This is a genomic window from Flavobacteriales bacterium (genome assembly GCA_021296215.1).
Lineage (GTDB): Bacteria > Bacteroidota > Bacteroidia > Flavobacteriales > ECT2AJA-044 > ECT2AJA-044.
This window is the reverse complement of record JAGWBA010000059.1, coordinates 1-15,048: the sequence shown is the minus strand read 5'-3', so window position 1 is coordinate 15,048 and position 15,048 is coordinate 1. Positions and strand designations below refer to the sequence as shown.

Below are 15,048 nucleotides of genomic sequence, written 5' to 3'. Positions count from 1 at the left end.
AAAAAAACAGCTCCGACAAAAACTGCCGAAGCTGCACCAGATCGTCAGTAGTAGACGTCTTTATAGTTTAAATGTAGAAAATCGCACGTTCACTTGCGATTTAATACAGCACCTTTTTTTATTTTACTCCCATGAACCGACTACTTGAGCTCGTTCTGATCACCCTTCTGCTCTCGACCAGCACGATGGCACAACGCATGCCGGGCTACGTCATCGACGAAGAAACGAAAGAGCGCTTGGCCTTCGTCCATATCACTTTCGACGGCACACGCCGCGGTACAGTTACGGACATCGACGGCCGATTCTGGCTCGAAAAACCCTTCCCAAAAACCATCACCCTCTCCTTCGTGGGCTACAAACCTACCACGGTCGAGGTGCCGAGTGCCTACGGCACGAATAACCCCTTTGTCGTTCGCATGAGAGCTGATAACTTTCTGATCGACGAAGTCGAACTGGTGGCCAATGAGAATCCCGCTCATCGCATCATCCGCAAAGCGATCGACCATAAAGACGAGAATAACCCCACCAACTACGAGTCATTCTCCTACGACTCGTACTCCAAGTTCCTCGTCACCATCGATGCAGACTCGGTCGTAGTTCCCGATGAGCCCAAAACCCGGCAAGACAGCAGCAATCTGGAGCTCAAAGAATTCGCCGACCGCCAACACCTCTTCATCATGGAGAACATAAGCACCCGGCAATTCATCAAAGGAAAAAGGGATAACGAGCGCGTGATAGCCTCCCGAATATCCGGACTCAAGAACCCGAGCTTCGTAGTTCTCGCCAACGAATTCCAAAGCTTCAGCTTCTACGACGATTACATCACCGTACTTGGCGAAGACTACCTCAACCCCATCGCCAAAGGATCCATAAAACGCTACGTTTACGAGCTACGCGATACGATCTACACGAATGAAAACGATAGTGTGTTCGTTATCGCCTACCAACCCTCCGTTCGCGCCAATATTATTGGCCTTAAGGGACTCGTGTACATCCACAGCGATAAGTATGCTATATCCAACGTGATCGCAGAACCAGCGAAAGAAAACACCCAATTCCCGATCAAGATCCGGCAAATGTACGAACGGGTCGATGGCGTTCATTGGTTCCCAACCCAGTTGAATACGGATATCGTTCCGCCCATCACGGCCAACGAAATAGTTCCCAAGGCCATTGGCCGCAGCTACCTCATGGACATTAAGGTGAATCCAGATCTTGAAAAGCGAAAAATATCCTCTACTGCGGTAACCCTCGAGTCAAAAGCCACCAACTGCGACGATGAGTTCTGGGCAGCATACAGGGTCGACAGCACCCTTTCCGAAAAAGAGCAAGAGACCTACAGAGTGCTCGACTCTATTGGCGATGCCGAAAACCTGGATGCTAAGCTGAAGGTGTTTCAGTCCATCGTTACGGGTAGGATTCCCGTAGGCCCCATAAGCTTCGATCTCGATCGCATTCTTCAGGTGAACGCCTATGAAGCCGTGCGACTCGGAGTCGGCATACACACCAACGAGAAATTCAGCGACCGGCTCACCCTGGGCGGATTCTGGGGCTGGGGTTTCAAAGATGCAGCAGCCAAGTACGGCCTCGACGCAGAGTACACCTTGAGCAAACGGAACGACATAAAACTCGGGTATCAGTATAGCTACGATACCCCGGAAGCCGGTGGCGTAAAATACTACGTCGAAGAAAGGCCATTGCTCATCGACGATTATCGATCGCTGACCGTCAACCGCGTTGATGTAACCTCGCGCCATCATGCACATCTGGCCGTGAGGCCATTAAGCAACTTTAAATTGCGCTTCTTCGGTCAGTGGGAACGCCGAATAACCGTAGGCGGCTACCAGTACCTCAGCGACGTTTCGGATTCGACCAGTGGACAGCGCGCATTCAATTATACCGAAGCGGGAGTTTCGATGCAGTGGGCGCCAAACGATCGCTACATGCAAACTCAGTTCGGCTATGTAACCATCGACAAGACCTACCCAATTTACTCCCTTCAGGTGGCTAGAGGACTCGACGGATTATGGGGCAGCACTTTCGATTATTGGCGTGCCGATCTGAAGCTCGAACACCGCTGGCGCATTCGGCATTTGGGTGATCTGTATGTCACCCTTGCGGGTGGATGGGCAGGAGGCGACCTCCCCTATTCGCGATTGTACGGTGGATGGTACAATGCGCCCAACATCATCAGCGACGCCAATTCTTTCGAGACCATGCAGCGAAACGAGTTCCTGAGCGACAAATACGCGCAGATCATCGTTCGCCATAAATTCGGTCGACTCTTTAAGAAGGAAGACAACAACGCCGCGCTTTGGTTGGTGACCAAAGCTGCTTGGGGTGACGTCGAAAATCCTGAAAAACACTTGGGTATCGGAAACCAGACCATGGATCGCGGTTATTACGAATCCGGCGTCGAGGTCACCCAGCTTTTCAGCAATGCCGGAGTCGGCTTCTTTTACAGGTGCGGACCGTACCAACAACTCGATTTTTGGAATAACTGGGCTATACGGCTAAATTACCGTTTTTTCTGGCAGGAATAATCCGTACTTTCGTACGATCGAAATTCAAGGTATCCCTTGCCCATGTGGACGTTCGTCGCACGCATAATTCTGCGAAACAGAATCACCCTTTTGATCGCCATTGGCCTCATTACGGCCTTTATGGGGTATCAAGCGCAATTTGTCCAGATGGACTACGAATATGCGCGCCTCCTTCCTAAAGAAGACACTACGAACATAGGCTACGAGAACTTCAAAGATATTTTCGGCGACGAAGGAAACATCATCGTGGTAGGTATCGAAGACCCGGATCTCGGTCAGCTGAAGAATTTTAAGCAGTGGCACGATTTATCGGACACCTTGTCCAAACAGCACGGAGTCACCGGAACCCTGATCTTGGCCGATGCGCTCGTTATCGAGCGAAACGACAGTTTACAGGCTTTCGACGTACGTCCGGTAATGCCCGAATTCCCGGAAGATCAAGCACAGCTCGACTCGCTACGCGAAGTCCTTTTTAGCCTTCCTTTCTACAGAGGGATCCTCTACAACCCCGAATCGGGAGCCACGCTCATGGCCATCTCACTCGAAAAGGAGATCCTGAACGATAAGGCCCGAGTCCGGGTGGTAAATAATTTACGCCGCATCATCGCGGACTTCACGGAACAAACCGGGCTCGAAACGCATACCTCCGGATTCCCCTATATACGAACGGTGAATGCCGAGAAAGTTCAAGACGAGATTCTGATGTTCGTGTTACTGGCCTTATTGGTGACCGCGCTCATCCTCTATTTGTTCTTTAGATCGTTCCGCGCCATGCTGTTCAGCATGGTGGTAGTGATCATCGCGGTGATCTGCTCCATGGGCTTCATTGTGCTCTTTGGATTCAAGGTATCGCTCTTGACGGCTCTCATTCCTCCGCTGATCATCGTAATCGGAGTTCCGAACTGTATTTTTTTGCTGAATAAGTACCATCAGGAATACGTTAAACACGGGAACCAGGTCAAGGCATTGAGCAGGGTAATCCACAAGATCGGTAACGCCACCTTAATGACCAACGCCACTACGGCCTCGGGCTTTGCCACCTTTATTCTAACGAGCAGCCGCGTACTGGTCGAATTCGGTATTCTGGCCTCCGTGAACATCATGGCGGTCTTTGTTTTATCGCTCCTCTTGATCCCGATCATTTTCAGTTTTGCCAAACCACCGAAAACCCGTCACGTGCAGCACTTGGAGCGCCAGTGGATCAACAGGGTCGTGGAGTGGATGCTGATCAGAGTCCAATATAAACGCGCGAGTATCTACATTACTACGGCCGTATTGATCACGGCCGGAATCATCGGCATGTTGCGAATGCGCAAGACCGGTAACCTGGCCGAAGACTTGCCTCAGGATGCCAAACTCTATCAAGACCTGCTCTTCTTCGAGGAAAACTTCAACGGGGTTTTGCCTTTTGAGATCATGATCGACACCAAGCGCCCAAATGGGGTTACGTCGCTGGCCAACCTCAAACGCATGGATGCCCTTCAGGACATCATGGCCGAAAAGAGTGAACTATCCCGAACCCTGTCGATCGTGGATTTGGCCAAATTCTCAAAACAGGCTTTCTACGGGGGAGACACGAACTTTTACACACTACCGACCTCTCAGGACAAGAACTTCATTTTCTCCTATGTAAGCCGATCGAACACAGAAGCCTCATCGGTTAAAATGGTCGTTGACTCTACCGGTCAATATGCCCGCATCTCCGCTAATATTGCCGATATCGGAACCAAGGAGATGGACGAACTGAAAGAGTCGCTCCGCCCCAGGATCGACAGTCTGTTCAATCCCGACCGCTATGACGCAACCATGACCGGAACCTCAGTGGTATTCATCATGGGAACCAACTACCTGGTTAAAAACTTGGTGCTATCGCTCGCCTTGGCGATCGTTCTCATTGCCCTCTTTATGGCGTGGATGTTTCGCTCCGCGCGTATGGTCGTAGTATCGTTGATTCCGAACCTCATTCCGCTATTGCTCACGGCGGCCATGATGGGTTTTTTCAATATTCCGATAAAGCCGTCGACCATCCTGGTGTTCTCCATCGCCTTTGGTATTTCGGTGGACGACACCATCCACTTCTTGGCCAAGTACCGGCAGGAGCTCAAGGTTCGCAACTGGAATATTCGCGAAAGTGTACTGCAAGCACTTCGGGAAACCGGGGTGAGCATGACCTACACTTCGATTGTGCTGTTCTTCGGGTTCAGCATTTTCATAGCATCTCAATTCGGGGGAACCAAGGCACTCGGAATGCTCGTTTCGCTGACCCTTTTGATCGCCATGCTCGCGAACCTCTTATTGCTTCCGAGTCTCTTGTTGACTTTGGAAAAGCGTATCACCACCCGCACCTTCCAAGAGCCATTAATTGATATCTTAGATGAGGAAGAAGATATCGATCTCGACGAGCTCGTAGTGAGAAAGGAAGAAGAAGAAAACGACAAAAACACGACATCATGAAAGGTATCGTACTCGCCGGAGGAGCCGGCACTCGGCTACACCCCCTCACTCTTGGGGTCAGCAAACAGCTGATGCCCATCTACGACAAACCCATGATATACTATCCGCTATCGACCCTCATGATGGCCGGTATTCGCGATATTCTGATCATTTCGACCCCCCACGATCTGCCTCGCTTTGAGCACTTGCTTGGCGACGGATCTCGCATTGGCTGTAACTTTAGCTACAAGGTTCAAGAAGTTCCCAACGGTCTCGCACAAGCTTTTGTGCTCGGTGAAGAGTTCATTGGCGACGATTCGGCGGCATTGGTACTCGGCGATAATATTTTCTACGGCGCACGGATGGGAAAATTGCTGGTAGAACATCACGATCCCGATGGTGGAGTAGTCTTTGCCTACCACGTCTCGGACCCCGAGCGGTATGGCGTGGTCGAGTTCGACGATGAACAGCGCGTCATCTCCATCGAAGAAAAGCCGGTACGTCCAAAAAGCAATTTCGCCATTCCCGGGCTTTACTTCTACGATAACGAGGTGGTCGAGATCGCCAAGAACCTCAAACCCTCACCGCGAGGAGAGTACGAAATCACCGACATCAATAAAGAATACCTCAAACGCGACAAACTTCAGGTGGGAATTTTGGACCGCGGAACCGCATGGCTCGATACCGGAACCTTCAAAAGCCTCATGCAAGCCGGACAATTCGTTCAGGTGATCGAAGAGCGACAAGGCCTAAAGATCGGTTGTATCGAAGAGATCGCCTGGCGCAACGGATTCATCGACGATGCCAAACTCGAAGAAGTGGCACAACCCCTTATGAAGAGCGGCTATGGCCAATACCTGATCCGCCTCCTAAATCGCGACTTTTGATGCACGCCCGCGTCATTGAGCTTCAAAAATACTTCACCGAAGCGCTCCTCGCCGAACCCGCACAGGGACGACCCGACGAGCTCTATGCGCCGATGAACTACATCCTTTCGCTGGGTGGTAAACGCCTCAGACCGGTGATGGTGTTGCTAGGTACCGAACTGTTCGATGGCAACCTCGAAGCCGCCCTTCCTGCCGCTAAGGCAGTAGAATGGTTTCACAATTTCACCCTGGTTCACGACGACATCATGGACGAGGCGCCGCTACGCCGTGGAAAGCCGGCGGTGCACGAAAAATGGAACCGGAATATCGCCATCCTCAGCGGTGATGCCATGCTGGTGAAATGCTACGATTTTCTTCTGGGCCTGCGGCCCGATGTGCTTGCGTCCGTCACGCGGTTGTTCAATACGACTGCCGTAGAAGTATGCGAGGGCCAACAGCTCGATATGAACTTCGAATCGCGATCCGATGTCACCGTCGACGAGTACCTGCATATGATCGAGTACAAGACCTCGGTTTTTTTGGCAGCGGCGCTGGAAATGGGAGCGATTATTGCCGGTGCCGACCAAAGCGATGCGGGGCATTTATACGAATTCGGGCGAAACATCGGGATCGCCTTTCAGCTGCAAGATGACCTGCTCGATGTTTACGGCGACCAGGAAAAAGTCGGGAAACAAGTGGGCGGCGATATCCTGAGCGATAAAAAAACATTTTTGTGGCTCACGGCCGAAGAACAAGCCACCGCTGAGCAAAGAAATCAACTGCACGCTCTTATTGGCGTGAACGGAAAAGACCTCGAAAAGGTAAAAACCGTTCGGGGCATTTACGACGAGCTCAATATTCCGACCCAGGTACGTGCAAAAATGGACTCGTTTTACGATATTGGGCTGCAACATCTTGATGACGTGCGAGTTTCGGCCGAGAAAAAAATCCCGCTCATGCAACTCGCCGAGTCGCTCATGCAACGAGAACACTGATGACCCTTCCGCTCGAATACGAAAAGTACCGCCGACAGATCACCTACCTGAGGCGCGTAGTCGAGCAGATTCAAAAAGACTTCCAGATTTTCGATTTCGATATCCGCTTCAGCGGGGATGTCGAGGGTGCGTATGGCGAATTGGTCGCTCAAATTAGGCCGATCGTTCGCGACTTGGTCAACAACAATCCAGAGCGACTCATGAATCTGCTCTATCGAATCGACCTCAACGAAACGGAGCTTCGACAGGCCATAGGGGAGCAAGACGATTTCCTGGAATACCTCGTAGACAAGATTCTGACCCGTGAGCTTCAAAAAGTGATCTTGCGCGAACACTTTAAGAACGCCCAAGATAGCGAAGGGTCCATGGACTCGCGCATTGCCGACGGTTGAGCTGATACCGAACACTCGCCGGCCAATTATGTTTCTATGGAAAGCGAGGTCAAACTTTAGATTTCGTACTTTTGAATTCTCATTAGACGACGTGCACATCACATGGACCGATATTCCTTTTTAGGAGCTGCCCACACCCAATTCATCGATCAACTTTACGAGCAATATCTGGAGTCTCCCGATTCGGTGGAGCCCAGTTGGAGGGCCTTTTTTCAGGGCTACGACTTTGCGCAAGAAAGTTATAACGGGTCCGCGGGCGACTACGCCGGAGAGCAAGTAGCCAATGGTGTTGCGACGCAGCACTTGGAAAAAGAGTTTCGAGTACTGAAGCTCATCGAAGGCTACCGTACGCGAGGACACCTTTTCACACGGACGAACCCCGTGCGCGAGCGACGTAAATACGCTCCGACCCTGGAGCTTGCGAACTTCGATCTGCAAGAGAGCGATTTGGAAACCGTTTTTCAGGCGGGTAACGAAATCGGCTTGGGTCCGACGATATTAAAAGACATTGTCGATCACTTAGAGCAGGTGTATTGCGAGTCGATCGGGGTGGAGTACATGTACATCCGCGACCCAGAAGAACGTATTGGGATCCAGAACTGGCTTCAAAAAGACTTCAACACGCCTAAATTCTCGAAGAAACAGAAACTCGAGATACTCACGAAACTAACCGAAGCGGTGGCCTTCGAGGGCTTTTTACACAGAAAGTTCGTCGGCCAAAAACGCTTTAGCCTCGAGGGTGCTGAATCTCTTATTCCGGCCTTGGATGCCGCGATCGAGCGAGGCACACATCACGGAGTCGAAGAGTTCGTGGTGGGTATGGCCCACCGTGGTCGACTCAATGTGCTCGCCAATGTTTTCGGTAAAACCTACACTCAGATATTCAGCGAATTCGAAAGCAAGGATTTTGAGGATGAATTGTTCGATGGCGACGTAAAATATCACTTGGGCTACACCAGTATGCACAAGACGGAGATCGGGAAGGATGTTCTATTGAACTTAAGTCCTAACCCCTCTCACCTCGAAGCTGTGAATCCGGTCGTTGAAGGAATGGCGCGCGCCAAGATCAACAACGACTGGGACGAAAACATTCAGAAAGTCTGCCCGATCCTCATCCACGGTGATGCGGCCATTGCCGGACAAGGAGTCGTGTACGAAGTCATTCAAATGGCGAAGCTCGACGGTTATAAGACCGGCGGTACCGTGCACATTGTGGCCAACAATCAGGTCGGGTTTACCACCAATTACATCGATGGCCGTTCGAGTACCTATTGTACCGATGTTGGCAAGGTAACGCTAAGCCCAGTCCTCCACGTAAATGGTGACGACGTAGAAGCCGTGGTCCACGCGATGATGTTCGCGATGGATTACCGGAACCACTTCCACAAGGATGTGTTCATTGACCTGCTCGGATACCGTAAATACGGGCACAACGAAGGTGATGAACCCCGATTCACGCAGCCAAACCTGTACAAGATCATTGCGAAGCACCCAAATCCGCGAAAGATCTACACGGACAAACTCATGCAAGAGGGAACGCTCGATAAGGCGACTCTCGATAAGATCGAAGAGGATTTCAAGAAGCAACTCGAGGGTGATTTCGACGAATCCAAAAAGATCGAAAAGAACAAGATCACACCATTTATGGCCAAGGTATGGGAGCCCTATACCTTGGCCAACACGGTGGAACAAATGTTCGCGGATGTCGACACCACCTTCGACCTCGACAAGCTACGCCAGTTGGGATTGGCCATAAGCCAGGTTCCCGAAGGTAAAAAGCTGTACAAGAAAATGGTGAAGGTACTCGGCGATCGCCGCAAGATGATCGAAGAGACCAATAACCTCGATTGGGGAATGGCTGAGCTTCTCGCCTATTCTACACTGCTCGCGGAAGGACATAACGTTCGTATTTCGGGTCAGGACGTCGAGCGCGGGACATTCTCGCATCGTCACGCGATCATGAAAGTAGAGGAGTCCGAAGAAGAAGTGTGTTTGCTCAACGAGCTTGGAGTGGATCAAGGGCGATTTGCGATTTACAACTCCTTGCTGAGCGAATACGCAGTAATGGGATTCGATTACGGCTACTCTCTGGCAGCGCCGGAGACCCTTGTGATTTGGGAAGCCCAGTTCGGTGACTTCTCGAACGGAGCGCAAATCATGATCGACCAATTCATCAGCGCAGCTGAAGATAAGTGGAAGAACCGAAGCGGAATGGTGCTCTTTTTGCCCCACGGGTACGAAGGCCAAGGAGCCGAGCACTCAAGTGCTCGCCTCGAACGCTACCTTCAGCTTTGTGCCGATCTGAACATGATCGTAGCATATCCGACGACTCCGGCTAACCATTTCCATTTACTGCGCCGTCAAATGCGCCGTAATTTCCGAAAGCCATTGGTGGTCATGACCCCCAAGAGTTTATTGCGTCACCCGCGGGCGACCAGTCACCTCGAAGAACTATCGGAAGGTCACTTCCGTGCGGTCATCGACGATCAGGACGCCGATCCAAGCAAGGTTAAGAAAGTAGTTTTCTGCACCGGAAAGGTGTATTATGAACTCCTAACCGAAAAAGAAGAGCGGAAAGCTGATGATGTCGCTATCGTGCGTCTGGAGCAATTGTATCCGCTACCTAAAGACGAGATCAAGGCACTTTTGATCAAGTATCAGAATGCCGAAAAACATATTTGGACCCAGGAAGAGCCCGCCAATATGGGGGCATGGGGATTCCTGCTACAACATTTCCCCGGTCGTGTGAAGTTGCAACGAGTGAGCTTGAAAGTCAGCGCTGCACCTGCCACGGGTTCGAGCAAGCGCGCTATGGAACGCCAACGCTCGATCATTGTTGAAACCTTTGAAATTTAATCGCTCTAAGCATAAACGATCATGATCTTAGAAATGAAAGTCCCCAGTCCAGGGGAATCGATCTCCGAAGTTGAAATCGCGACCTGGTTGGTCGAAGATGGCGACTATGTAGAAAAAGATCGGGCCATTGCCGAGGTTGACTCCGACAAGGCCACTTTGGAATTGCCCGCTGAAGAAAGTGGAACCATTACCCTCAAAGCCGAGGAAGGCGATACGGTAGCCGTAGGGCAAGTCGTTTGCTTGATCGATACGGACGCTGAGGCTCCTGAAGGTAGTAGTACTCCAAAGGCCAACAGCGACGACCAGAGCGATAAGGAAGAAGCTAAAGCAGAGGCTCCAAAAGAGGAGAAGAAAGAAGCGCCGAAAAAAGATACGTACGCTTCGGGAACTCCGTCTCCTGCTGCTAAAAAAATTATGGACGAGAACAACTTGTCCAATGTACAAGGTACCGGTCGCGATGGTCGCATCACCAAAGAGGATGCTACTAAAGCTGTTGCCACCATGGGATCTCCCGGACAAGGAAACCGCAGCAGCGAGTCAAAGCGCATGTCGAAACTTCGCCGAAGCCTATCTACGCGATTGGTAGCCGTGAAGAACGAAACGGCCATGTTGACTACCTTCAATGAAGTCGATATGAGCCCTATCTTCGCCTTGCGATCTGAGTACAAAGAAGCATTCAAAGCCAAACATGGCGTGAGCTTCGGGTTCATGAGCTTCTTTACCAAAGCCGTTACCCGAGCTTTGCAAGAGTTCCCCGACGTAAACTCCATGATCGATGGCGACAACCAGATCCAATTCGACTACTGCGACGTTTCAATCGCTGTGAGCGGACCTAAAGGATTAATGGTTCCCGTACTTCGCAATGCCGAAAACATGAGCTTTAGAGGCGTAGAAGCAGAGATCGGGCGTCTGGCCGGTAAAGTGCGCGATGGATCCATTACGCTCGACGAAATGACGGGTGGAACCTTTACCATCACCAACGGTGGGGTCTTTGGATCCATGCTCAGTACCCCGATCATAAACCCTCCTCAGAGCGCCATTTTGGGTATGCACAACATCGTTGAGCGCCCGGTAGCTGTAGACGGTAAGGTCGAGATTCGCCCCATCATGTACGTTGCGTTGAGCTACGATCACCGCATCATCGACGGCCGCGAGTCGGTCGGATTCCTCGTTGCGGTGAAAGAAGCACTTGAGAATCCAACGGAATTACTGCTCGGCGGAAAAGACAACGTGAAGAAGTCCCTAGAGCTTTAAATCACCGGGCTCGTGCTCAATAGGTGATTGCCCCGCACGGAAGATCCGCGCGCTGTGCGGCCCCTTGAGCTCAACCCTTCCATCGTTAAATCGCAACCAGCTCCCCTCGCGAATTCCGACCACCGGAATCTCATTTTGGGTGTGAAACTCGTTGATTCGCGTTTCGCGCGTTTCGCCCATATGCGTGCTGTTCGGTATAGGATCGAGATAATGCGGGTTTACATTGAACGGCATTAAACCAAGCGCCTCAAATGTCGGCGGATATACGATCGGCATATCGTTCGTAGTGTTGATCGTTTGGCCCGCCACATTGCTGCCCGCACTGGTACCCATGTACGGCATACCTGCGGCTACGCGCTCCCGCAACGCCTCAACCAGTCCGTTTTCCCAAAGCTGTTTAAGGAGTAAAAAAGTATTTCCGCCACCGATAAATGTGCCTGCGGCACGATGAATGGCTTCGACCGGATCGTCGAATTCGTGCATGCCTTTCACCTCAATTCCGATCTTCGAAAAGGCCTTTGCTGCCGCAGCTGTATAATCGTCATGCGACACCCCGGACGGACGAGCATAGGGCACGAATACGATTTCCTCAACTCCTGAAAAGAAATCCTTCACCTCATCGAGAATGTACTCTAGATAGGCCTTTCCGTGAATGGTACTTGTGGAAATAATGAGCAAACGCATAAGTAGTTCTTAGTTTTGAATTCTTAGTTCTTAGTTGGCCGTGAGCAGTGAGCTTACTTTGCGCAGCAAAACCAATTTGCGTGTAGCGCAAACAAACTCACTATTAGGTGATCCCCCTTTCGCTCAGGCGAAAAAGCACTCGCCCGAAAGGCGAATTTACTCTGGCCTGGCCGGAAACAATCAATAAATAGCTTCGCTTATTTATTGATTATGGCTGTCCATATACTGGTCTCACGACCATCTTGCCGGGTCCAAATAGGCCGAACTACTCCGTCAACTGCCGATATATTATTGTAATCCCCAAAGAACACTCCACCGTTCGGGGTAAAGGGCTCTTCGCTTATACGCTCATTGATCCAGGTTTCGCCACCGTCGCTGCTCGATGCCAAATAAACATCGGTAGCATCCCCCTTGTGATTCCTGCGGTCGTAAAACACGATATAAACGTGACCCGTCGCCGGATCTACGGCCATCCAGGTAAGGAATTGCTGTGCTCCGGCACCATCGTCATTTACACGAACCGGATCGCTCCAGGTGTTTCCCTGGTCGTCGCTATACGCAACGAAAATATCCGTGTCCTTGGCTCCATTTCGTTGATCGGCCCAATTCACATAAATGCGGCCATTGTTTTCACCGCCACTGACGTCGCACCCTGTTACAGGCATTCCGTTGCAACGGCCGACACCGGAGATGTCTATATCCCATCCCCCGGGCTGATCGGCCACTACAAGATCTTTTTCGAGCCAGGTAGCTCCTCCGTCCTCTGAACGATCGAAGTAAATTTTATCGTCGAAAGACCAGGCAACGTAGATTTGACCATCGGGCCCCACAGCCGGAACTGCCCCTTCAGTTGTGCTGTCGCTATCCACGCAATTTCCTTCGAGCTTGCTAAGGACGATGGGGTTTGTCCAGCCGCCGTCACCCTCTCCCGTATACCGCGAGAACAAGATTCGAGAGCGGTCCTCCGGATAGTTCGTTGACCCATAGTCGTCGAATTCGGTCCACGATGCGTACAGCGCATCGTTGCGCAGATCCACGGCAGCCCATTCCTTATCCTGATCTTTGGGGTGGTTCATTCCCATATAGGTTCCATTTCCCCACGATTTTCCTCCGTTGGTAGAGGTTTGACAAACAATGCGATCGAGGATCTCTTCGCTGGCCCAATTTTGACCCGTTGGATCGCTCAAGTGTAAAAAGTGGAAATGCCCTTTGCTGTTCGATACAATACACGGATCACCCCACACGCCATATGGTGAACGCAGCTTTTGGATCGACCAGGTAAAGCCTCCGTCGGTGCTCCCATACACGTCGTTCAGCACGGCTCCTGCCACCACGATATTTGGATCGGACAAGCTTACGGCTATCGAAGGTTCACAGGGGCCAATCCCGCCGTAGGCGGAATGAATCCTAACATTGTAATACTCGGATTGGCCGTTGACGCCAACGGCAGTGGCAACGAGTACAATAAGGGAAAGCAGTTTTTTCATTTACTCCTGGAATATAACGGTACCCTTGCGGGTTTTTGCGTCGAGTTTAAGGGTGTGCGTGGCATCGTCTTTCGTGACGTGCACGATGTTGCGTTGATCCGGAAAGGTATGTACGAGTAGACTCGTGGTGGTTTCGATCCATTTAAAGCGCGGCGTTATCGCTTCACCTCTAAAGTGAACGAGCGTGCCATCTTCATCGAATTCGCGGCCGATATATACCAAGCGGCGTTTGCCTTTGTCGGTAACCAGGGTATAGCTCGAAAGTACGAGGTGTCCGATCAATGAATCGGCTTGTGGAGATTCGTCCTCACGACCGAGATTGAGGTTTTCGTGCCCGGCTTCGTTAAGCGCATGCTCCAGATCGTGGGTGAAGATGCGGACCGAACATTCTAATGTATGTGCATCGCGATCGTATTTCGCTTCGGTAACGCTGAGGTTGAGTGCGTGAGCTAAAACATTAAAAGTGATGATCAAATTGACGAGCATAGGGTGAAGGTAAGGGAATTGGTGAAAACCGAGAAGCTGTGATTATGAGGGTGGCGTGGGGGGTCAATAGATGCCTTGACCGTTGTAAATGAATTCTTGTGCTGTTCCGAAAAAATTGAGTTGAAAGAGTACGGTGATCTCCTGACGAGAGGGCACTGCCTGTCCATCGGCGATGACGGGTATCCAGTTTAACGAGCGCAACACGCGTACCACCTCTTGTGGACATCCACCCGCCAGGGTGTGAAGCACTTCGATATTGGTTACGTGGCCCGAGCGCTCCACGACGTAGGCTATCCGCACCTTGCCCTGCACGCTGAGACGAACGGCTTCTTCGGGGTATTTAAGCTGTTTTAGGATGTAGGGATAGGCCTCCCACCCTTCGGGAATTAGAGGTTTGGCCACGCTTTCGACTTCATTCCGCTTGTATATCCCGGTTTCTTCGGACACTGGCAGCACTGGGGTCGGTAGCTGACGATAACCTCGGTCGCGGCAGTATCGGTAGTACCGCTCGGGGTAGAATTTTATGAACATGCGCGTTTTGCCGGAGGTAAACTGGACATTGAATACTGCCGGTTTCCAAACCACGTGTTTCAGGAGTCGAACGGCCTCGCGGTCCAGTTCTTCAGAGACGGAATTCACGAACTCAATCTCTTCGAACTCCCCTTCCGGCGATATGTAGCAGTCGATGGAAACCGTGCCTTTTTCGCCCGCTTGTAGGGCCGAATACGGATACTGCATTTCGTGTTCTAGGAGGTATTTCCACTCGCGCATTCCGCCGACCATGTCCGGTTCACCATATTCTTGAGCAAGTGTTGCGTGGAACAAGGGGGAGAGGATAATTAGCGTGTTCGCGAGGGGGGTACGCATAAAACAATAAGAGTTTCAACTTCGTTTGAAAATAAATGCATTTTCGCGGGGCTTTTTTTGAAACTTTTTTGTTCCTGCGTACCAAGAGCCCCCGTATGGCTAGTGCGGGGCCTTTTATATTTATAGAGGATTAGAAAGAGGTCATAAGAGTTGTTGATATTCGAGACTTTAATGGCCGGTGTACG

General features: G+C 51.1%; 11 protein-coding genes. 7 read left to right on the top strand and 4 right to left on the bottom strand.

Annotation, left to right across the window (positions count from 1 at the left end; genetic code table 11):
* The first annotated feature begins 131 nt into the window (after positions 1–131).
* The 7 genes from J4F31_09455 (at position 132) to odhB (ending at position 11,339) form a co-directional block, all read left to right on the top strand.
* A complete protein-coding gene (locus tag J4F31_09455) occupies positions 132–2,543 on the top strand; it encodes a carboxypeptidase-like regulatory domain-containing protein (GenBank protein ID MCE2496783.1) in 2,412 nt (803 codons plus the stop codon).
* A gap of 42 nt (positions 2,544–2,585) precedes the next feature.
* Positions 2,586–4,997 carry an MMPL family transporter gene (locus J4F31_09450; protein MCE2496782.1) on the top strand — a complete coding sequence of 804 codons (2,412 nt, stop codon included), beginning with the start codon at positions 2,586–2,588 and terminating at the stop codon, positions 4,995–4,997.
* Positions 4,994–5,863, top strand: coding sequence for a glucose-1-phosphate thymidylyltransferase RfbA (gene rfbA, locus J4F31_09445; protein MCE2496781.1), 870 nt, complete (start codon positions 4,994–4,996; stop codon positions 5,861–5,863). Before J4F31_09450 ends, rfbA begins: the two co-directional genes overlap by 4 nt.
* On the top strand, positions 5,863–6,837 hold the full coding sequence (locus J4F31_09440; GenBank protein ID MCE2496780.1) for a polyprenyl synthetase family protein: 975 nt from the start codon (positions 5,863–5,865) through the stop codon (positions 6,835–6,837). The genes rfbA and J4F31_09440 overlap by 1 nt, the downstream gene beginning before the upstream one ends.
* Positions 6,837–7,229, top strand: coding sequence for a hypothetical protein (locus tag J4F31_09435; protein MCE2496779.1), 393 nt, complete (start codon positions 6,837–6,839; stop codon positions 7,227–7,229). The genes J4F31_09440 and J4F31_09435 overlap by 1 nt, the downstream gene beginning before the upstream one ends.
* A gap of 102 nt (positions 7,230–7,331) precedes the next feature.
* Positions 7,332–10,085, top strand: a complete 2,754-nt coding sequence (locus J4F31_09430; GenBank protein MCE2496778.1) for a 2-oxoglutarate dehydrogenase E1 component — start codon at positions 7,332–7,334, stop codon at positions 10,083–10,085.
* Positions 10,086–10,106: 21 nt separating this feature from the next.
* Positions 10,107–11,339, top strand: a complete 1,233-nt coding sequence (gene odhB, locus J4F31_09425) for a 2-oxoglutarate dehydrogenase complex dihydrolipoyllysine-residue succinyltransferase (GenBank protein ID MCE2496777.1) — start codon at positions 10,107–10,109, stop codon at positions 11,337–11,339.
* Here odhB and pepE read toward each other — a convergent pair.
* The 4 genes from pepE to J4F31_09405 all read right to left on the bottom strand — a co-directional run bounded on the left by pepE (position 11,328) and on the right by J4F31_09405 (position 14,863).
* The gene (gene pepE, locus J4F31_09420) at positions 11,328–12,023 is read right to left on the bottom strand and encodes a dipeptidase PepE (protein MCE2496776.1); all 696 of its coding nucleotides are present in this window, start codon (positions 12,021–12,023) and stop codon (positions 11,328–11,330) included. The two genes, odhB and pepE, sit on opposite strands and share 12 nt — an antisense overlap.
* Positions 12,024–12,220: 197 nt before the next feature.
* Positions 12,221–13,510 carry an exo-alpha-sialidase gene (locus tag J4F31_09415; protein ID MCE2496775.1) on the bottom strand — a complete coding sequence of 430 codons (1,290 nt, stop codon included), beginning with the start codon at positions 13,508–13,510 and terminating at the stop codon, positions 12,221–12,223.
* On the bottom strand, positions 13,511–13,996 hold the full coding sequence (locus J4F31_09410; protein MCE2496774.1) for a hypothetical protein: 486 nt from the start codon (positions 13,994–13,996) through the stop codon (positions 13,511–13,513).
* A 63-nt stretch (positions 13,997–14,059) separates the two neighbouring features.
* Entirely contained in the window at positions 14,060–14,863 is an 804-nt protein-coding gene (locus J4F31_09405; GenBank protein MCE2496773.1) for a TonB family protein, read from the bottom strand.
* Positions 14,864–15,048: the final 185 nt, after the last annotated feature.

Excerpts from the sequence above, each read along its gene's own strand:
- pepE (MCE2496776.1), bottom strand. The coding sequence starts at position 12,023 with ATGCGTTTGCTCATTATTTCCACAAGTACCATTCACGGAAAGGCCTAT.
- J4F31_09450 (MCE2496782.1), top strand. The coding sequence starts at position 2,586 with ATGTGGACGTTCGTCGCACGCATAATTCTGCGAAACAGAATCACCCTT.
- J4F31_09440 (MCE2496780.1), top strand. The coding sequence starts at position 5,863 with ATGCACGCCCGCGTCATTGAGCTTCAAAAATACTTCACCGAAGCGCTC.
- J4F31_09410 (MCE2496774.1), bottom strand. The coding sequence starts at position 13,996 with ATGCTCGTCAATTTGATCATCACTTTTAATGTTTTAGCTCACGCACTC.
- rfbA (MCE2496781.1), top strand. The coding sequence starts at position 4,994 with ATGAAAGGTATCGTACTCGCCGGAGGAGCCGGCACTCGGCTACACCCC.
- J4F31_09415 (MCE2496775.1), bottom strand. The coding sequence starts at position 13,510 with ATGAAAAAACTGCTTTCCCTTATTGTACTCGTTGCCACTGCCGTTGGC.
- J4F31_09455 (MCE2496783.1), top strand. The coding sequence starts at position 132 with ATGAACCGACTACTTGAGCTCGTTCTGATCACCCTTCTGCTCTCGACC.
- J4F31_09430 (MCE2496778.1), top strand. The coding sequence starts at position 7,332 with ATGGACCGATATTCCTTTTTAGGAGCTGCCCACACCCAATTCATCGAT.
- J4F31_09405 (MCE2496773.1), bottom strand. The coding sequence starts at position 14,863 with ATGCGTACCCCCCTCGCGAACACGCTAATTATCCTCTCCCCCTTGTTC.
- J4F31_09435 (MCE2496779.1), top strand. The coding sequence starts at position 6,837 with ATGACCCTTCCGCTCGAATACGAAAAGTACCGCCGACAGATCACCTAC.
- odhB (MCE2496777.1), top strand. The coding sequence starts at position 10,107 with ATGATCTTAGAAATGAAAGTCCCCAGTCCAGGGGAATCGATCTCCGAA.